This window comes from Bradyrhizobium sp. 154 (assembly GCF_023073875.1).
Lineage (GTDB): Bacteria > Pseudomonadota > Alphaproteobacteria > Rhizobiales > Xanthobacteraceae > Bradyrhizobium.
This window is the reverse complement of sequence record NZ_JADPKG010000113.1, coordinates 76,339-96,232: the sequence shown is the minus strand read 5'-3', so window position 1 is coordinate 96,232 and position 19,894 is coordinate 76,339. Positions and strand designations below refer to the sequence as shown.

Genomic DNA, 19,894 nt, shown 5'->3' with positions numbered 1-19,894 from the left:
AATGCAGTTACCGGACCGTTCCTCAGGCCGTTTCGAATCAGCGTGAGCACATCACGATCATTGGACACCCGGGTGCCGGCTCGACGCAACGCACAACGTAGGCACTCGTTGAGTTACGAACAGGCACATGCCTGTAATTTGAGCGAATCTACATCCATATTGGCTCATTTCCAGAAAATGTCACTTGCTCGCAACATCCGGGCATTACCGGGGAGAAAGCTCATCCGGCGCTGCAGCATAGCGGTCTGCCAGCGGCGATCTTATGACGCTTGTACGGCGAAGCCTTGAGCGCCGCGTTCATCTTCCTGCTGCAATGCGGTGCGTGGACCGGCGGCAGCAATCGGGACAAGCGTGCAGCGACGTATCCAAATCGGTCGAACGGCTCTCCGATCGAAGACGATGCGATTGCCACGCGCAGATTTCTGCGCGCCGCGATCAACAGCCGCAGTGCGTCACGGGTTACGTCACTTCAGGATCGCAGCAGCCTCGATGCTCGTGGCCGGCGCAACGGATTGCGGAGCTTGGCAACGACGAGCATGAGAACGTCAGGATGTGCTGCATGCTTCTCAGCACAGCCATTTCGCCGCCGCGCGACAGACGGATCGGAGGCCGCCGGTGGCACTCCATGTCGCTGCCGGCTGCTGCCGCCTGGATCGCCATGATCGCGGCCCAGTTACACCTGAGGGTATGACTCCCGTCCCCTTGATTGGTTCCCTCGCGGGGGCATGTAAGCTAGAGCATAGCGCGTCAGGACCGGCGCGGAAACCCCTCGCCCGCAGGCTTGGAGATAGATAAACATCATGAATCCCGTCAAAGAACTGGAAAAGCACGGACAAGCCGTCTGGCTCGACTTCCTGGCCCGCGGCTTCATCGCCAAGGGCGACCTGAAGCGACTGATCGATACCGACGGCGTCAAAGGGGTCACCTCCAATCCCTCGATCTTCGAGAAGGCAATCGGCAGCTCGGACGAATACGATGCGCCGATCGGCAAGGCGCTGAAGCGTGGCGACCGCGCCGTGGCCGACCTGTTCGAAGCCGTTGCGGTCGAGGACATCCAGAACGCCGCCGACGTGCTGCGCCCGGTCTACGACCGCCTCAAGGGAGGCGACGGCTATGTCAGCCTGGAGGTCTCGCCCTATCTGGCGATGGACACCGCCGGCACGGTCACCGAGGCGCGGCGGCTCTGGAAGGACGTCAACCGCAAGAATTTGATGGTGAAGGTACCGGCGACGCCGGAGGGCCTGCCGGCGATCGAACAGCTCATCGGCGACGGCATCAGCATCAACATCACGCTGCTGTTCTCCAGGGACGTCTACCTGAAGGTCGCCGAGGCCTATCTCGCCGGTCTGGAGACATACGTCGCCGGCGGCGGCGACCCGTCGCATGTTGCGAGCGTCGCGAGCTTCTTCGTCAGCCGGATCGACTCGGTGGTCGACAAGCAGCTCGACGAGAAGATCGCCCGCGCCAACGATCCCTCCGAAAAGGAACGGCTCGCCGCGCTCAAGGGCAAGGTCGCGATCGCCAATGCCAAGATCGCCTATCAGGATTTCAAGCGCCTGTTCTCGGGGCCACGCTGGGACAAGCTCGCCACCAAGGGCGCCAAGCCGCAGCGCATGCTGTGGGCGTCCACCGGCACCAAGAACAAGGATTACAGCGATGTCCTCTATGTCGAGGAACTGATCGGCCCCGACACCATCAACACGGTGCCGCCGGCGACGCTGGACGCGTTCCGCGATCACGGCAAGCCGCGCGACAGCCTGGAAGAGAATGTCGACGACGCCCGCCGCGTGCTCGAGGAGCTGGAGCGCTCCGGCATTTCGCTCGATGCGATCACCGAGGAGCTGGTCAAGGACGGGGTCAAGCAGTTTGCCGATGCCGCCGACAAGCTCTATGGCACCGTCGCGCACAAGCGGGCCGTGGTGCTCGGCCCGGCGCTCGACGGCCAGCTGCTCTCGCTCGGCGACGGGCTCGGCAAGAGCCTGGCCAAGAGCACCGAGGAATGGCGCGCATCTGCCAAGATCCGCAGGCTGTGGGCGCGCGACAAGTCGGTCTGGACCGGCACCGACGAGGACAAATGGCTGGGCTGGCTCGACAGCGCGGCAAGGGCCGACATCGCCGACTACGAGGACTATGCGGGCCGCGTGAAGGGGCAGAAATTCTCCGACGCCGTCGTGCTCGGCATGGGCGGTTCGAGCCTCGGGCCGGAGGTGCTGGCCGAAACCTTCGGGAAAAAGCCCGGCTTCCCAAAACTGCATGTGCTGGATTCCACCGACCCGGCCGAAGTGCGGGCAGTGGAGGCCAGGATTGACATCGCCAACACCGTCTTCATCGTCTCCAGCAAGTCCGGCGGCACCACCGAGCCGAACGCGATGAAGGACTATTTCCATGAGCGGGTTGCCAAGGCGGTTGGGCCGAAGGTGAAGACCGGCCACCGCTTCATCGCGGTGACCGATCCGGGCTCGTCGCTGGAGAAAGCCGCGAAGAAGCTGAAATACGCCCGCATCTTCCACGGCGAACCCACGATCGGCGGCCGCTATTCGGTGCTCTCGCCGTTCGGCCTGGTGCCGGCGGCAACCGCAGGCATAGACGTCAAGACCTTCATCAAGCATGCGCTGGCGATGGCCCGCTCCTGCGGACCGGACGTGCCGCCATCCGAGAACCCGGGCGTGCAGCTCGGCCTCGCCATGGGCCTCGCCGGCCTTGAAGGCCGCGACAAGGTGACGATCCTGGCATCGAAGAAGATCGCCGATTTCGGCGCCTGGGCCGAGCAGCTGATCGCGGAATCGACCGGCAAGGAGGGCAAGGGCCTGATCCCGATCGAGGGCGAGCCGCTGGGCGAACCCGCGATTTACGGCGACGACCGCTTCTTCATCGACATCCGCATCGAAGGCGAGGCGGACGCGGCCCATGATTCCAAGCTTGCCGCGATCGAAGCCGCCGGGCATCCCGTGGTGCGGATCGTCATGAAGTCGATCGACCATCTCGGCCAGGAGTTCTTCCGCTTCGAGATGGCGACGGCCGTGGCCGGCAGCATTCTCGGTATCAACCCGTTCGACCAGCCGGACGTGGAAGCGGCCAAGATCAAGACCCGCGAGCTCACTTCAGAGTTCGAGAAGACCGGCGCGCTGCCGGCCGAGCAGCCGGTGGTCAGCACCGATGAAGCTGACCTCTACACCGATGAAGCCAACGCCACGGCGCTGCGCGCCGCCGGCGCCAATGGCGACCTTACCTCATGGCTGAAGGCGCATCTGTCGCGCTCGGGCCACGGCGACTATGTCGCCCTGCTCGGCTACATCGCGCGCGACAAGACCACCATCGACGCACTTCAGGCCATGCGGCTCGAAGTGCGCGAGAAGCGGCATGTCGCGACCTGCGCCGAATTCGGACCGCGCTTTCTGCACTCCACCGGGCAGGCCTACAAGGGCGGGCCAGATAGCGGCGTGTTCCTCCAGATCACCGCCGACGACGCCAAGGATCTGCCGGTGCCGGGCCAGAAGGCGAGCTTTGGGGTGATCAAAGCGGCGCAGGCGCGCGGCGATTTCGACGTGCTCACCGAGCGGGGCCGGCGCGCGCTGCGCGTCCACCTGAAGGGCGGGCTCAAGAAAGGTCTCGCGGCGCTCAACACGGCGCTTAACGACGCATTGGACTAAAGGAAGCTCTCACATGCAACTCGGCATGATCGGCCTCGGCCGGATGGGCGGCAACATCGTTCGCCGCCTGATGCGTCACGGTCATTCGACCGTGGTCTACGACAAGGACGCCAAGGCCGTCGCCGGCCTTGCCGCAGATGGCGCGATCGGCTCCGCGACGCTCGAGGAATTCATCTCGAAACTCGAGCGGCCGCGCACCGCCTGGGTGATGCTGCCTGCGGGGCGTATCACCGAGACCACGATCGAGACGATCGCGGGCGTGATGCAGGCGGGCGACGTCATCATCGACGGCGGCAACACCTTCTGGCAGGACGACGTCCGCCGCGGCAAGGTGCTGAAGGAGCGCGGCATCCACTATGTCGACGTCGGCACGTCCGGGGGAGTGTGGGGGCTCGACCGCGGCTATTGCATGATGATCGGCGGCGAGAAGCAGGTGGTGGACCGGCTCGATCCGATCTTCGCCGCGCTCGCGCCCGGCGCCGGCGACATTGCGCGCACGCCGGGGCGCGAGGGCCGCGATCCCCGCATCGAGCAGGGCTACATCCATGCCGGCCCTGTCGGTGCCGGCCATTTCGTCAAGATGATCCATAACGGCATCGAATACGGTCTGATGCAGGCCTATGCCGAAGGTTTTGATATCCTCAAGAATGCCAATATCGAGGCGCTGCCGGCGGACCACCGTTACGATTTCGATCTCGCCGACATTGCCGAGGTGTGGCGGCGCGGCAGCGTGATCCCATCCTGGCTGCTCGACCTCACCTCGACGGCGCTCGCCGACAGCCCGGCATTGGCGGAATATTCCGGCTTCGTCGAGGATTCCGGCGAAGGACGCTGGACCGTGAATGCGGCGATCGACGAGGCGGTGCCTGCCGAAGTGTTGACCGCGGCCCTCTACACACGTTTCCGCTCCCGCAAGGAACACACCTTCGCCGAGAAAATTCTCTCCGCAATGCGCGCCGGGTTCGGCGGCCACAAGGAGCCGAAGCAGCCCGGCGTGCCGAAGTCCAAATAGTTCGAAGCTGCAGTGAAACGTACTCAAGCGAAGGCCAACAATTCGTGACAAAAGACCCGCAGCCAAAGCGCAAGCCGGAAAATTGCGCCTTCGTCATCTTTGGCGTGACCGGAGATTTGACCCATCGGCTGGTGATGCCATCGCTCTACAATCTCGCCGCCGAAGACCTTTTGCCGGAGAAATTCTGCGTCGTCGGCGTGGGCCGCAAGGCACAATCGGATGACGAGCTGCGCGACAGCCTGATGAAGGGCCTGCGCGAGTTTGCAACGCGCCCGGTTGACGACGTCGTCGCAAAACAGCTGCTGCAATGCGTGACCTTCGTCGAGGCGGATGCGAAGGATCCGCCGTCGTTCGACCGCTTGGGCGAGCATCTCGACACGCTGGAATGCTCAGAAGGCACCGGCGGCAACCGGCTGTTCTATCTCGCCACCCCGCCAGCGGCTTTCGCGCCGACCGCGCGCGAGCTCGGCCGCACCGGCCTGATGAAGCAGAACGGCACCTGGAGGCGCCTCGTGATCGAGAAGCCGTTCGGCACCGACCTCGCCTCGGCGCGCGCGCTGAACGCCGAACTTTTGAAGATCATGGATGAGCACCAGATCTACCGGATCGATCATTACCTCGGCAAGGAGACGGTGCAGAACATTCTGGTGCTGCGCTTTGCCAACGGCATGTTCGAGCCGATCTGGAATCGCAACCATATCGACCACGTTCAGATCACGGTAGAGGAGAAGCTCGGCGTCGGCCATCGCGGCGGCTTCTACGATGCCACCGGTGCGCTCCGCGACATGGTACCGAACCATCTGTTCCAGTTGATGTCGCTGGTGGCGATGGAGCCGCCGAGTCGTTTCGACGCCCATTCCGTCCGCTCGGAGAAGGCCGAGGTTCTCACCGCGATCCAGCGGCCGAGCCAGCAGGAAGCGTTGAGGAGCTCGGTGCGCGCGCAATATCTCGCCGGCCGCATCGGCGACGAGGAGATTCCGGACTATCGCAAGACGGCGGACGTCAAGCCCGGCAGCACCACCGAGACCTATGTCGCGCTCAAACTGATGATCGACAATTGGCGCTGGGCCGGCGTCCCCTTCTATTTGCGCACCGGCAAGGCGCTGAGCCACAAGCGCACGGAGGTCGCGATCAAGTTCAAGCAGGCGCCGCTGTCGATGTTCTCAGGCACGACGGTCGACCGCCTGTCGCAAAACTTTCTCACCATTGGCATTGCACCGACCGAGACCATCGAGCTCCAGTTCAACGCCAAGATCCCGGGACCGAGCGTCACCGTCGACGGCGTCGAGATGAAGTTCCGCTATGGCGATTATTTCCACGCCGATCCCTCGACCGGCTACGAGACACTGATCTACGATTGCATGATCGGCGATAACATCCTGTTCCAGCGCGCCGACGGCATCGAGGCCGGGTGGGATGCGGTGCAGCCGTTCCTGGACGCCTGGCAAAGCGCGGGCACCAACGGCATCGAGACCTACAAAGCCGGCAGCGACGGCCCGGCCTGCGCGGACGAGCTGCTCCGGCGCGACGGACGAAGCTGGCGGAAGTACTCGTGATGGAAGCAGCCGAGCAGCCGAAGCTGATCGTCGCGGCCGACGCCGAGGCGTTGGCGCTTACCGCGGCCGAACGGGTTATGGCGCGGATCGCCGCCAATCCCTCGCGCATCGCAATCTGCCTCACCGGCGGCTCCAGCCCGAGGAAGCTCTATCAATTGCTCGGCAGCGATGCCTGGCGCGAAAGAATTCCGTGGGAGCGCGTGCACTGGTTCATCGGCGACGAGCGTTTCGTGTCGGAAAGCGATCCCCTCAACAACATGGCGGCCGCCCGCGCGACCTTCCTCGATCGCAGTGCGCCCTCAGGCCATATCCATCCGATCCCAACCACGGCCGAAAATCCTGATCGCGCCGCCGAGGCCTATGCTCGCGAGCTGCAAGCCTTCTATGGCGCTGACCGGCTCGATGCGGCACGGCCGCTGTTCGACATGGTCCTGATGGGCGTAGGCCCGGACGGCCACACCGCTTCGCTGTTTCCCGGCTATTCCGAAGTTGAGGAGACCGAACGCTGGGTCGTCGGGGTGCCCAAGGCCAGTGTCGCGCCGTTCGTCCCGCGGGTCTCGCTCACCCTGCCCGTTCTGGCATCCTGCCGCGAAATGCTGTTCGGGATCGCCGGGCACGACAAGCGGCCGATCTTGACGCGCCTCCTCAATGGCGAGACTCTGCCGGCGTTGCGCGCGCGTTCGAATGGTGAGACCGTTTGGCTGGTGGACCAGGCCGCGCTTCCGGAGGGAATTCGTGGCGGGCGTTGAAGCACCTTGTGCATTGATCGTGATGGGCGTGTCTGGCTCGGGCAAGAGCACGATTGCGGCGGCGCTCGGCGAGCGCCTCGGCTGGCGCTTCAAGGACGGCGACAGCTTTCATCCCGCCAGCAATGTCGAGAAAATGAAGGCGGGCCATCCGCTCACCGACGAAGACCGCTGGCCTTGGCTCAATGCCATCGCCGACGAGATCGCGCGGGTCTGCGGACGCGGCGAGCACGTCATCATCGCCTGCTCGGCGCTCAAACACGCCTATCGTGACGTGCTGCTGCGCGGACGCGACGACGTCCGCTTCGTCTTCCTGAAAGGCACGAAGGAGCTGATTGCCGAGCGGCTCGCCCACCGCAAGGGTCATTTTATGCCGCCCGAGCTGTTGACCAGCCAGTTCAACACGCTGGAGCCGCCGGAGGCGGGCGAGCACGTCATCACCGTCTCGATCGACGAATCCGTCGAGGCGATCGTGGACGGCGTGGTGCGGCAATTGAGGTTGGGCGGGGCGAAGCGCTAAGGCCAAGATATCTGAATAAGAAAACCTGAATTAAGGTCCTGCCATGACGAAGATCTCACTGGTCGTCTCCGACGTCGACGGCACGCTGCTGACCAAGGACAAGACGCTGACGGAGCGCGCGAGGTCTGTCGTGCAGCGGCTGCACCAGGCAGGCATCGGCTTCACCATCACCTCCAGCCGCCCCGCGATCGGCATGCGCTTCCTGATCGAGCCGCTGGCGCTCTGGCTTCCGGTCGGGCCGTTCAACGGCTCCTCGATCGTCGATCCCGAGATGAGACCGGTCGAGCAGCACCTTATCCGGGCGGGCGCGGCCGAGAGATCGCTGCGGATCCTCCGCGAATACGGCGCCGACGTCTGGCTCTTCACCACCGACAAATGGCTGATCGACAATCCCGAGGGCAGCTACGTCGCGCATGAGCAGCGCACGATCCGCGCCGATCCGACCATCGTGACGGATTTTTCGCCGTACCTTGCGAGCGCCTGCAAGATCGTCGGCGCCAGTGCCGATGCCGCCGGCCTCGAGCGGTGCGAGAAGGCGATGCAGGAGGCGCTCGGCAACGAGGCCACAGCAGTACGTTCGCAAACCTACTATCTCGACATCACCCCGCCCGGCTTCAACAAGGGCACCTTCGTGCAGGCGATGGCCAATCGCCTCGGCATTTCCACCGACGCGGTCGCCACCATCGGCGATATGCAAAACGACCTCGCGATGTTCCGCGTCAGCGGCGTCTCGATTGCCATGGGTAATGCCGCTGACAACGTCAAGGACCACGCCACTCACGTCACCGCGACCAACGAGCAGGACGGTTTTGCGGAGGCGATAGAGATGATCTTGAAGCGGAATGGGGTGGGCTGAGTTTGCCGCCAGCTGGTTTCAACCTCTCCGCTTGCGGGAGAGGTCGCCGCGTAGCGGCGGGTGAGGGTTCTCTCCTCTTAACTGTTTTCGCCCAGCGGAGACACCCCCCGCAAGCGGGAGAGGGAGCGCACCTCCGTAGCGGAAGCAATTAACCTACTCTCGGCAGGCGCCCGCTGCGTCACTACTACTGCGAGCGCTGCACGGCCGGCTTCTCGCTCTCCTGCCTGGCCGCCGACAGATTATGCGCAGTGTTGATCAGCGCGATGTGGGTCAGCGCCTGCGGGAAGTTGCCGGTCTGGCGCCGTGCCACGGAATCATATTCCTCCGCCAGCAGCCCGACATCGTTCGCAATGCCCACCACGCGATCGAACAACACTTGTGCTTTGTCGAGATCGCCCGACAGCACATGAGCATCGGCCAGCCACAGCGTGCAAGCCAGGAACGCGCCTTCGAGCGGCGGCTGCCCCGCCGGCAGCTCGCGCGGGTCATGCCGCAGCACGAAGCCGTCGCGCATCAGCCATTTCTCGACAGCGGCGATGGTGCCGCGGATCCGTGGATCCAATGGCGACAGGAACCCGACGGCAGGCAACAGCAGCACGCTGGCATCGAGCAGCTTCGAGCCGTAGGACTCGACGAACGTGTTTTCGCCCGCATCGAAGCCGTGGTTGCAGACGTCACGATGAATGGCCTCGCGCAAGGCCTGCCAGTGCAACAGCGGCGCCTTGAAGCCGAAGGTCTCGGCACTCTTGATGCCGCGATCGAAGGCGACCCAGGTCATGACCTTGGAGAAGACGTAGTGCTTGGGCTGCCCGCGGCGCTCCCAGATGCCGTGATCGGGCCGGTCCCAGACCTCGGCGAGATGATTGAGCACCGCGCATTCCAGCGCCCAGGTCTCCTCGTCGAGCTTGAGCTTGGCCATGCGCGACTGGTGGAAAGCGTCAATCAACTCGCCATAGACGTCGAGCTGAAGCTGCGCATGCGCGGCATTGCCGATGCGCACCGGCTTGGCGCCCTCATAGCCGTCGAGCCAGCCCGCCTCCCATTCCAACAGCCGGCGCTGGCCCCAGATGCCGTACATGATCTGCATGTTCGACGGCGAGCCGGCGGCGGCGCGCAGGAGCCAATTGTGCCACGCCAAGGCCTCCTCGGTGTAGCCCGAGTTCATCAGCGCCAGCAGCGTGAAGGTGGCATCGCGCAGCCAGCAGAAGCGGTAGTCCCAGTTCCTGCTGCCCCCGAGCTTCTCCGGCAATGACGTGGTCGGTGCCGCGACGATGCCGCCGGTCGGGGCGAAGGTCAGCGCCTTCAGCGTGATCAGCGAGCGCATGATGAGATCGTGATAGTTGCCATCGCGGGTGCAGTGGCTGCACCAGTCCTGCCAGAACCTTTCGGTCTCCTCGAGCGCGATCTCTGGATCGATCGACTCGGCCGGCGGCAGATGCGAGGGGCCGTAGGTCAGCACGAACGGTACGGTCTCGCCGGCCGTCACCTTGAAGTCGGAAACCGTGGTCAGATTCTCCCCGCGGGTCTCAACAGGCGTGCGCAGCACAGTCATGTCCTGGCCGGCAATTGCCATCAGGGAATGGTCGATCCGTCGCACCCACGGAATGTCGGCCCCGAAGCCGAAGCGGATCACGAGCTCCATCCGCATCTTCACCGCACCCTTGATGCCGCGGACCAGCCGCACGATATCAGACGCCTTGCCGCGCGGCGGCATGAAGTCGATCAGCGCGACCGTGCCACTGTCCGTTTCGAAGCGGGTTTCGAGGATGAGTGAATCGCCAAGATAACGGCGCGACGTAGCCGTGACATCCTCGCTGGGTGCAATCAGCCAGCGGCCGTTCCTGTGGGTGCCGAGGATCGCGACAAAGCAGGCGTCGGAATCGAAGGCCGGCCAGCACAGCCAGTCGATCGAGCCGTTGCGCCCGACAAGCGCGGCCGTCTCGCAATCGCCAATCAGCGCATAGTCCTCGATCTTCTGAGACAAAGTCGTCGAGCCTAGATTTCAGCTTCCGCCATTCAATGAACGTTCCCGCGTCGCGGCCTTCAAAGCCGCGAGATCGATCTTGGACGCGATCTTGTCGAGCGTAACAGGGAGCCGCTGGCGCCAGTTCGGATGCTCGTCGATCGTGCCGGGAATGTTGGGCTGGTCGATCACGCCGAGCAGATCCTCCAGCGACACCGCGAGCAGCCGCGACGGCGTGCGCGACAGGAAGGCGAGCACCGAATAGAGGTCGTTCGCATTGATGCCGTTCTGGCGCAAAATCTCGTCGAGCCTGCCGAGCGCATCCCAGCGCGCCTGATCGTTCTCGCCGGGATCGATACCGAGCGAGCGCTTCATCCTGAGATCGCCGAACGAGCGCCAACCGGCATAGGTCGACAGGTCATGGGTGTTCAGCGTGACCAGTGCGTTGGGCCGGTAGTGGTCGACGTTGCGGAAATGGCCGGTATCGTCGCGCTCGAACATCATGACGAGGTAGGACCAGATGCCGAAATCCTGCATCATCTCGCGGAAGCCTTCCGGCACGGTGCCGAGGTCCTCGCCGATCACGATGCATTTATGGGCCGCGCTCTCGCACGCCACCGCCGCCAGCAGCGCCTCGAACGGCATCTGCACATAGGCGCCGTTGTCGGGCTTGAAGCCGCGCGGCACCAGATAAAGCCGCTTCAAGCCGAGCACGTGATCGAGCCTGATGGCCCCAGCATGGCGCATCGAAGCGGCGAGCATGTCGGCGAACGGCACGAAGGATTGAGCTTCCAGGCCGCCTGCGTTGAAGCCGGCAAGACCCCAGTCCTGGCCGACGGTATTGAGCACGTCGGGCGGCGCACCGACGGCGAGATGGCGGGAAATCGCCATCTGCTCGTTCCAGGCATCGAAGCCGTTGGATTGCACGCCGACGGCAACGTCGAGATAGAGTCCGACGCGCATGCCGAGCTGGCTCGCCAGCTCCTTGGCCGCGTGCAACTGGCTGTCAGCCGTCCATTGCACGAATTCGACGAACTCGACGTCGCGCTTGTCGGCCCCATTGCGCAGCTCGGCGCATTGCGCATCGTCAGGCTTTTGCCATTCCACCGGCCATTCCCACCATGGCGCGGTGAAGCGATGACGCAGCACCTCGAAGCAGGCAAAGCGGGACAACAGCGGCGCGCGGGCGGCGCGGAAAGCGTCGAACTCCTTGCGGCGCGCTTCGCTCGCGCTCGTCACGAAACTGTTGTAGGCAGCGCGCAGGCCCAGCCATTTCAACGCCGCCATGTCCGTATAGGGCACACGGTCGCCTTCGCGCAGCCGCGCTGCAGTCGCGGCGGCATCCGGCACGAGGTCGGCCGAGAATTCCGGGATCGCCTCGACGTCGATATAGAGCGGATTGAGAAACAGGCGGCTGTTCGGCGAATAGGGACTGCAATCGGCCGGGTGGTCGTCGAACAGCACATGCAGCGGATTGAGCCCGACACCGTCGGCTCCCAATTGCTTGGCGAGCCGGACGAGATCGGCCAGGTCGGTAAAATCGCCGATGCCCCAATTGCGGCTGGAGCGGACGCTATAGAGCTGCACGGCAAGCAGCCAGCCGCGGTCGAAATCGCCGCCGAACGCGCGCTCGGGCGCCACGATCATCGGCACCTCTTCCGTCACGCCTTCCGCGTCGGTCAGAGTCAAACGATGATAGCCGAGCGGCAGGCCGGCAGGCCAGGCGATCACGGGCTCGCGCGTCTCGCCTTGCGCGATCATTTTGCCGTTTGCCGTCAACTTCCATTGCAGGGGTGGCGCACCGATGGCCGCCAATTCCGTTCGCGGATGCCCTAAGGCGCGCACCACGACCGGCCCGCCGACAAAGCGGTAAACCCGCTTTTCCGGCAGGGCGTCGAGGATCGATTTGAGGGCCACGGGGTCGGTGACCCGCAGCTTTCCCAAGGCATCAACGAATTCAGATTGAACGCCCTTGATCCGGGCTTGAGCTAAAAGATCCATTCGGCACGCAGCTTGCAAGCCACCCACTCGCCGGGGGCATCGATTTTAACGAGGCAGCGGAAGACGTTAGTCGGGCTTAACTCACAAACTGCGCCTGCCGTTCCCAGGGGGAACTAATGACACACAAGCGGCTTTCTATATAGGTCTCAAGCGTAGGTTCCCGACAAGGGAAACGGGCCCCTGCTTTCTTGTCAATGGCATCACCGTGAACAAGACAATTCAAACTGTCGAAAGTGCCGCAGCCGGCAGCGCTTTCCTCATCGAAGACGTCTATCCCTCGATTGAGGGCGGCCGCTTTGCAGTGAAGCGGATCGCGGGCGACCGGGTCGATGTCTGGGCCGACATCTATCGTGACGGTGATGCCGTGATCGGCGCCGCGCTGCTATGGCGCCGTGAGCAGGACCGCGAATGGCAGCGTGAGCCGATGACCCATCACGGTAATGACCGCTGGTCGGGCGCCTTCGTCCCGACCGAGGCCGGGCAATACATCTACGCTATCGAAGCCTGGACCGACGAGTTCGCCACCTGGTCCCACGGCATCGCGCGCAAGCAACGCTCCGGTGCGGACGTCACCCTCGACGCCATCGAGGGCGCCGGCCTGTTGACCAAGGCGCATGGCGCGCAACAAGACGCAGCACTGGTTATCCTCAGGCAGTGCGAGGATTTTCTTCAGAGCGGCGACGTCGGCCCGCTGCTCGCAACCGAGCTCGGCGAAGCCATGGCCGAGAGCCAGTCGCGGCCCGACCTCACCCGCTCAGCTTCTTTTCCGCTGATCATCGACCGCGATAGGGCACGCTTTGGCGCCTGGTACCAGATGATGCCGCGCAGCCAGAGCCGGATCCCCGGCCGGCATGGCACGCTGAGAGACTGCATCGCCCGCGTGCCCGACATCGCCGCGATGGGGTTCGACGTGCTCTACTTCACGCCGATCCACCCGATCGGCCACACCCGCCGCAAGGGCCGCAACAATGCGCCGGTGGCGGGTGAAGGCGATCCCGGCTCGCCCTATGCGATCGGCACCACGGAAGGCGGACACGATGCGCTGCATCCCGAGCTCGGCACGATCGAGGATTTCCGCGCACTGGTTGCGACCTGCCTGGAGTACGGTCTCGAGCTCGCGCTCGACTTCGCCGTGCAATGCTCCCCGGACCATCCCTGGCTGACGCAGCATCCGGAATGGTTCAGGTGGCGGCCGGATCGCTCCGTGCGGACGGTGGATGGCGCCTATTCGGATATCGTCATCCCCGATTTCAACTCCGTCGACAGGGCTGGGCTGTGGAACGCGTTTCGCGATGCCATGCTGTTCTGGATCGATCATGGTGTGACCATTTTCGCCATCGACAATCACGACACCGCGCCATTTCCGTTCTGGGAGTGGCTGATCCGCGACATCCGCCGCCGACATCCCGAAGTGATCCTGTTCTCCAAGACCTTCGCCCGACCGAAGCTGATGAAGGGGCTCGCCAAGCTCGGCTTCGCGCAGTCCTTCACCTATTTCCCCTGGCGCACCTCGCGGTGGGAGCTGGAGCAATATCTCGGCGAACTGACCCGTTATCCCGAACGCGACTTCTATCGCCCGAACCTGTTCGTCAACACAGCCGACCTGCTGCCCTTTCACCTCCAGAGCGGCGAAGCCTGGGCATTCAAGTCGCGCCTTGCGCTGGCCGCGACGCTGTCGGGCAGTTACGGCATCTACAGTGGCTTCGAGCTGCTTGAGCACACGGCGATCCCCGGCCGTGAAGAATATCTGGATTCCGAGAAATACCAGATCAAGCAGCGCGACTGGGACACGCCCGGCAACATCAAGCCCTACATCACCGCGCTCAATCGCGTCCGCAACGAGAATGCGGCGCTCCAGCAAACGGCCAATTTGCGCTTCCTCGGTATCGAGGACGGCGAAACCATTGCCTTCGTGAAGGAGGCCGCCGAGCCTGCCCACACCGTCGTCGTCGTAATCGCGCTGTCGCGCCATGCGCGCGAATTCTGGCTGCCGCTCGGTGACGTCACTGTTGACGCCAGCGGGCAGCGACATCATGTTGCGGCACTCGAAAACCTCCTCACCGGCGAACGGTCCTGCATCGAATGGGGCGGGGTCAGGTTGCGTATCGATCCCGATCGCGATCCGGCGCTCCTGTTCCGCGGCCTGGCGTAAGGGTTCACGCCATGAATGTTCTGTCTTCCGTCGACACCAGGAAAGCCGAGGCTGCCGAGATCGTGGATGAGCTCTGGTACAAGGACGCCATCATCTACCAGCTCCACGTCAAGGCCTTTGCCGACAGCAACAATGACGGTATCGGCGACTTCGCCGGGCTGACCGAGAAGCTGCCCTATCTCCAGGAGCTCGGCGTCACCGCGCTGTGGCTGCTGCCGTTCTACCCCTCGCCCGGCCGCGACGACGGCTATGACATCGCCGATTACGGCGCGGTCAACCCCGATTTCGGGACGATGAAGGATTTCAAGCGCTTCATCCAGGAGGCGCAGAAGCGGGGCCTGCGCGTCATCACCGAGCTCGTCGTCAACCACACCTCGGACCAGCACAAATGGTTCAAGCGCGCGCGCCGCAGCCATCCGGGCTCGAGCGCACGCAACTGGTACGTCTGGAGCGACACCGATCAGAAATACCAGGGCACGCGCATCATCTTCACCGACACGGAGAAGTCGAACTGGACGTGGGATCCCGAGGCTGGCGCCTTCTACTGGCACCGCTTCTTCTCGCACCAGCCGGACCTCAATTTCGACAATCCGCGCGTGGTGAGCGCCATCATCCAGGTGATGAAGCGCTGGTTGGATGCCGGTGTCGACGGCTTCCGATTGGACGCCATTCCCTATCTGTGCGAGCGCGAGGGCACCTCGAACGAGAACCTGCCCGAGACGCATGCGATCATCAAGCGCCTGCGCCAGGAGCTCGACGCCTACTCCAAGGGCAAGCTGCTGCTGGCCGAGGCCAATCAATGGCCGGAGGACGTGCAGGAATATTTCGGCCGTGGCGACGAGTGCCACATGGCCTACCACTTCCCGCTGATGCCGCGCATCTACATGGCGATCGCGCAGGAGGACCGTTTCCCGATCACAGACATCCTGCGCCAGACTCCGGACATCCCGGCGAGCTGCCAATGGGCGCTGTTCCTGCGCAATCATGACGAACTTACGCTGGAGATGGTCACCGACGTCGAGCGCGACTATCTCTGGACCACCTACGCCAACGACCCACGCGCGCGGATCAATGTCGGCATTCGCCGACGTCTTGCGCCGCTGATGGACAATGACCGCCGCAAGATCGAGCTGATGAACTCGCTGCTGCTGTCCTTCCCCGGCACGCCGATCATCTATTACGGCGACGAAATCGGGATGGGCGACAACATCTATCTCGGCGACCGCAACGGCGTCCGCACGCCGATGCAGTGGAGCCCGGACCGGAACGGCGGCTTCTCGCGCTGCGATCCGGCCCGCCTCTATGCGCCGCTGATCATGGACCCGGTCTACGGCTATGAGGCGGTGAATGTGGAGGCGCAGTCGCGCAGCCTGTCTTCACTGCTCAGCGCCACCAAGCGGCTGATCTCGGTGCGCAAGTCGACGCTCGCCTTCGGCCGCGGCACCATGACCTTCATCCGCCCCGCCAACCGCGCCGTGCTGGCCTATGTCCGGCAATATCGCGACGAGGTGATCCTCTGCGTCGCCAATTTGTCGCGCGCCGCGCAGGCAACCGAGCTCGATCTGTCGCCCTGGAAGGACCGCATCCCACAGGAAATGCTCGGCCGCACGCGCTTTCCTCCGATCGGTGAACTGCCCTACATGATCACGCTGGGGCCCTACGGCTTCTACTGGTTCCAGCTTCAGGAGCGCGACAAGTCCGAGCCGGTGACGCCGCGCGCGGTGCCGGAGTTCGAGACCTTGGTGGTGCCGGTGAACTCGAATTGGGTGTCGCTCGCCCGCGAGCGTGGCGTGTTCGAGCGCGATGTGCTGCCGGGGTTCCTCTCGCGGACGCGGTGGTATCCCGAGCACAATGCCAAGCACATCAAGACCGCGTTGACATCGGCGGTGCCGTTCTGCGACATCGGCGACAACCGGCCCTGGATCGCGTTCTTCGAGACCAACCAAGGAGACGTGGCGACACGCTACGTGCTGCCGTTGCAGATCGAGTGGGTGCGTTTCGACCGCGAGCGCTTCAATCCGAAGGCGCTCGCCGCCGTGCGACAGGGCGCGCGCGAAGGCACGCTGCTCGATGTCGCGACCGACCAGATCTTCATCGGCCTGTTCCTGCGCAATTTGTCGCAGAACCTAGTGGTGGAGGAGAACAATCTGCGGCTGGAGTTCAAGGCAACCAGCCGGTTTGCCGATTACATCATCAAGGAGCCCGAACGCATCCGCGCGATCGAACAGTCGAACAGCACGGCGCTGGTCGACAACCAATACGTCGCCAAGATCTATCGGCGGCTCGAAAGCGGCGTCAGTCCCGAGATCGAGATCGGCCATTACCTCACGGAGGTCGCACGCTTTGCCAATACGCCGCCGCTGCTGGGCAGCGTCGAGCTGGTCGAGGGCGAGCAGCGCAGCACGCTCGGCGTGCTGCATGCCTATGTCGAGAACCAGGGCGACGGCTGGACGATGACAACGGGCTATCTCGATCGCTATATCGACGAGCAGCGCGTATTGCCAGCGGGCGAAACGCTGCGCGAGACCCAGGAGCAGGCACCTTATCTGCACTTCGTGGCGCAGATCGGCCGGCGGCTCGGCGAACTGCACGTCGCTCTGGCCGCGGCAACGCCGGACGATCTCGCTCCGGAGCCGATCGGCTCCGCGTACGTCAAGCACCTCGTATCCGACCTCAAGGCGCGCGCCGAGCAGGTTTTCGAACGGCTGGCCGAGAGCCGCGACGGCCTGCGGGAGGCGGACCGGCCGCTGATCGATCAGCTCACGGAGGCGCGCGCGACCCTGCCCGACCGACTGAATGCGCTATTGCCTTCCGGGATCGGCGGGTTGAACATCCGTCATCATGGCGACTTCCGCCTCGGGCAAACTCTGATCGTGAAGGACGATATCTTCATCATCGACTTCGACGGCGATCCGCGTGTTCCATTGGCCGACAAGCGGCGCAAGGCGCCGGCCGCGCGCGACGTCGCGGGCCTGATCCACTCGATTGATGTTTCGGTTAACACGGCTCTCGGTCGCGCGCTCACAGGCGCCTCCGACGAGCAGGGCCGGCTCACGGCCGCGCTCGACGAATGGCGCGAGCGCGCCACCGCAACCTTCCTGTCCGCCTATCGCGAAGCCATGACCGATCGGCGGCTGTGGCCGGACAATCCGCAATCCGCGCAAGGCCTGTTAAGGTTCTTCCTGCTTGATCAAGCGTTCGACGAAGTAGAGTACGAGCTGTCCCACCGGCCTGAGGGGCTCCATGCGCCGCTGACCGGACTGCTTCGCATTCTGTCCAGTGCCGAGGGCGAAGCCCATGCCTAAACTGCCTGCCGAGGCCTACGCGATCATCGAGGGCCGCCACTCCGATCCGTTCCACTATCTCGGGCTGCACCCCGAGGGCGGTAGAAGCGTGGTGCGCGCCTTTCTGCCCGAAGCCTCCAATGTCGAGGTGGTCGGCGAGCATGGCGAAGTCGCCCCGCTCGACCGCGTGCACGATTCCGGCCTGTTCATCGGGGCGCTGCCTAACGCCTCGAAACGTTATCAGCTGCGCGCAAAATTCGGAGGCAACGTCGTCGAGTTCGAGGATGCCTACCGCTTTCCGCCGATCCTGACCGATTTCGACCTTTATCTGCTCGGCGAAGGCACTCACCAGCGCCTTTACGACAAGCTCGGCGCCCATCCGATGCGGCACGAAGGTGTCGATGGCATCGGCTTCGTGGTGCTGGCGCCGAATGCGCGGCGCGTCTCCGTGGTCGGCGATTTCAATTTCTGGGATGGCCGGCGCCATCCCATGCGCGTACGCGGTAGCGGCTATTGGGAACTATTCATCCCGCATGCGAAGGTTGGTGATCACTACAAGTTCGAAATCATCGGCCCGCACGGCCATCTGCTTCCGCTGAAGTCCGATCCGCTGGCGTTCGCGAGCGAGGTGCGGCCGAAGACCGCCTCCATCGTGTTCGACGAGGCGCATCTGCCGCGGCCACGGCCGGCGCCCGACGGCATCAACGCGCTGTCGGCGCCGATGTCGATCTACGAGGTCCATCTCGGCTCGTGGCGGCGCAAGAACGGCAATGAATGGCTCACCTATCGCGAGTTGGCCGAGCAGCTACCGGCCTACGCGCGCGACATGGGTTTCACCCATCTCGAATTCCTGCCTGTCAGCGAGCATCCCTTCGACGGCTCGTGGGGCTACCAACCGACCGGCCTTTATGCGCCGACCAGCCGCTTCGGCACGCCGGAGGATTTTGCCGCGCTGGTCGATGCCTGCCATCGCGAGGGCGTCGGCGTGCTGCTCGACTGGGTGCCCGGCCATTTCCCGGACGATCCGCATGGCCTCGGCAGCTTCGACGGCACCGCGCTCTACGAGCACGCCAACCCGCTCCAGGGTCGCCATCTGGATTGGGGCACGCTGATCTACAATTACGGCCGCACCGAAGTGACGAACTTCCTGGTGTCGAACGCTCTGTTCTGGCTGGAGCGCTACGCGATCGACGGGCTGCGCGTCGATGCGGTGGCATCCATGCTCTATCTCGATTACAGCCGGCCGCCCGGAGCGTGGATTCCGAACCAGTACGGCGGGCGGGAGAACATCGAGGCGATCAACTTCTTGCGCCGCTTCAACACGGAAGTCTTCGCCCGCTTCGCGCAGGCGACCACGGCGGCTGAGGAGTCCACCGCCTGGCCTCAGGTCTCGCGCCCGGTCGAATTCGGCGGGCTCGGCTTCGGCTACAAATGGAACATGGGCTGGATGCACGACACGCTGAGCTACATCAGCAAGGATCCGATCTACCGCAAGCACCATCACGGCGAGATCCTGTTCGGCCTTCATTATGCGTTCTCGGAAAACTTCATCCTGCCGCTGTCTCATGACGAGGTCGTGCACGGCAAACGCTCGATTCTCGGCCGCATGCCAGGCGACGAGTGGCAGCGCTTTGCGAACTTGCGCGCCTATTACAGCTTCATGTTCGGCCATCCCGGCAAGAAGCTGTTGTTCATGGGCGCGGAGATCGCGCAGAGCCGCGAATGGAACCACGACCAGTCGCTCGACTGGCACCTGCTCGAATACAAGTACCATTCCGGCATCCAGGCGCTGATCCGCGATCTCAACCGGCTCTATCGCGCGGTGCCGGCGCTGCATCAGATGGATTGCGACCAGGCCGGCTTCGAATGGTTGATCACCGACGATGCCAACCGCAACGTCTTCGCCTGGCTGCGCAAGGGTTTCGACGAGCAGGCGCGATGCCTGGTGATCGTCAACTTCTCGCCGAACGTCTATCAGAATTACCGCGTACGCGTGCCCTTTGGCGGCAAGTGGAAGGAAGTGCTCAACTCGGATTCCGCCCATTATGGCGGCAGCAATGTCGGCAACATCGGCGAAGTTCACGCCGAGGGCGGCGAGCTCCGCCTCACGATTCCGCCGCTTGCCGCAATCTTCCTCGTTCCGGAAAGCTGACA

11 protein-coding genes are annotated in these 19,894 nt (G+C 63.9%); 9 read left to right on the top strand and 2 right to left on the bottom strand.

Going from position 1 to position 19,894, the window contains the following annotated elements; translation table 11 throughout:
- Positions 1–800 precede the first annotated feature (800 nt).
- From IVA92_RS28705 to IVA92_RS28680, 6 genes are read left to right on the top strand one after another with little or no spacing between them, the layout of a single operon-like run.
- Positions 801–3,650, top strand: coding sequence for a bifunctional transaldolase/phosoglucose isomerase (locus tag IVA92_RS28705; protein WP_247278347.1), 2,850 nt, complete (start codon positions 801–803; stop codon positions 3,648–3,650).
- 13 nt (positions 3,651–3,663) lie between these two features.
- The gene (gene gnd / locus IVA92_RS28700) at positions 3,664–4,662 is read left to right on the top strand and encodes a phosphogluconate dehydrogenase (NAD(+)-dependent, decarboxylating) (protein WP_247278346.1); all 999 of its coding nucleotides are present in this window, start codon (positions 3,664–3,666) and stop codon (positions 4,660–4,662) included.
- A 44-nt stretch (positions 4,663–4,706) separates the two neighbouring features.
- Complete coding sequence (zwf, locus tag IVA92_RS28695) at positions 4,707–6,218, top strand: glucose-6-phosphate dehydrogenase (RefSeq protein ID WP_247278345.1); 1,512 nt, start codon at positions 4,707–4,709, stop codon at positions 6,216–6,218.
- Positions 6,218–6,967, top strand: a complete 750-nt coding sequence (gene pgl / locus IVA92_RS28690; protein ID WP_247278600.1) for a 6-phosphogluconolactonase — start codon at positions 6,218–6,220, stop codon at positions 6,965–6,967. Before zwf ends, pgl begins: the two co-directional genes overlap by 1 nt.
- Positions 6,954–7,484, top strand: a complete 531-nt coding sequence (locus IVA92_RS28685) for a gluconokinase (RefSeq protein WP_247278344.1) — start codon at positions 6,954–6,956, stop codon at positions 7,482–7,484. The genes pgl and IVA92_RS28685 overlap by 14 nt, the downstream gene beginning before the upstream one ends.
- Before the next feature lie 43 nt (positions 7,485–7,527).
- Complete coding sequence (locus IVA92_RS28680) at positions 7,528–8,340, top strand: HAD family hydrolase (protein ID WP_247278343.1); 813 nt, start codon at positions 7,528–7,530, stop codon at positions 8,338–8,340.
- A 184-nt stretch (positions 8,341–8,524) separates the two neighbouring features.
- On the opposite strand, the gene IVA92_RS28675 is transcribed toward IVA92_RS28680, so the two are convergent.
- Both IVA92_RS28675 and malQ read right to left on the bottom strand, forming a co-directional pair.
- Positions 8,525–10,324 (bottom strand): glycoside hydrolase family 15 protein, encoded by a 1,800-nt coding sequence (locus tag IVA92_RS28675; protein ID WP_247278342.1) that lies wholly within the window; start codon positions 10,322–10,324, stop codon positions 8,525–8,527.
- An 18-nt stretch (positions 10,325–10,342) separates the two neighbouring features.
- Positions 10,343–12,304, bottom strand: coding sequence for a 4-alpha-glucanotransferase (gene malQ, locus IVA92_RS28670; protein ID WP_247278341.1), 1,962 nt, complete (start codon positions 12,302–12,304; stop codon positions 10,343–10,345).
- 205 nt (positions 12,305–12,509) lie between these two features.
- On the opposite strand from malQ, the gene IVA92_RS28665 reads away from it, so the two are divergent.
- The 3 genes from IVA92_RS28665 to glgB are packed head-to-tail and all read left to right on the top strand — an operon-like array spanning position 12,510 to position 19,892.
- Positions 12,510–14,456, top strand: coding sequence for a maltotransferase domain-containing protein (locus tag IVA92_RS28665; RefSeq protein WP_247278340.1), 1,947 nt, complete (start codon positions 12,510–12,512; stop codon positions 14,454–14,456).
- Positions 14,457–14,467: 11 nt separating this feature from the next.
- Positions 14,468–17,761, top strand: coding sequence for a maltose alpha-D-glucosyltransferase (treS, locus tag IVA92_RS28660; RefSeq protein ID WP_247278339.1), 3,294 nt, complete (start codon positions 14,468–14,470; stop codon positions 17,759–17,761).
- Entirely contained in the window at positions 17,754–19,892 is a 2,139-nt protein-coding gene (gene glgB, locus IVA92_RS28655) for a 1,4-alpha-glucan branching protein GlgB (protein ID WP_247278338.1), read from the top strand. Before treS ends, glgB begins: the two co-directional genes overlap by 8 nt.
- The last annotated feature ends 2 nt before the right edge of the window (positions 19,893–19,894 follow it).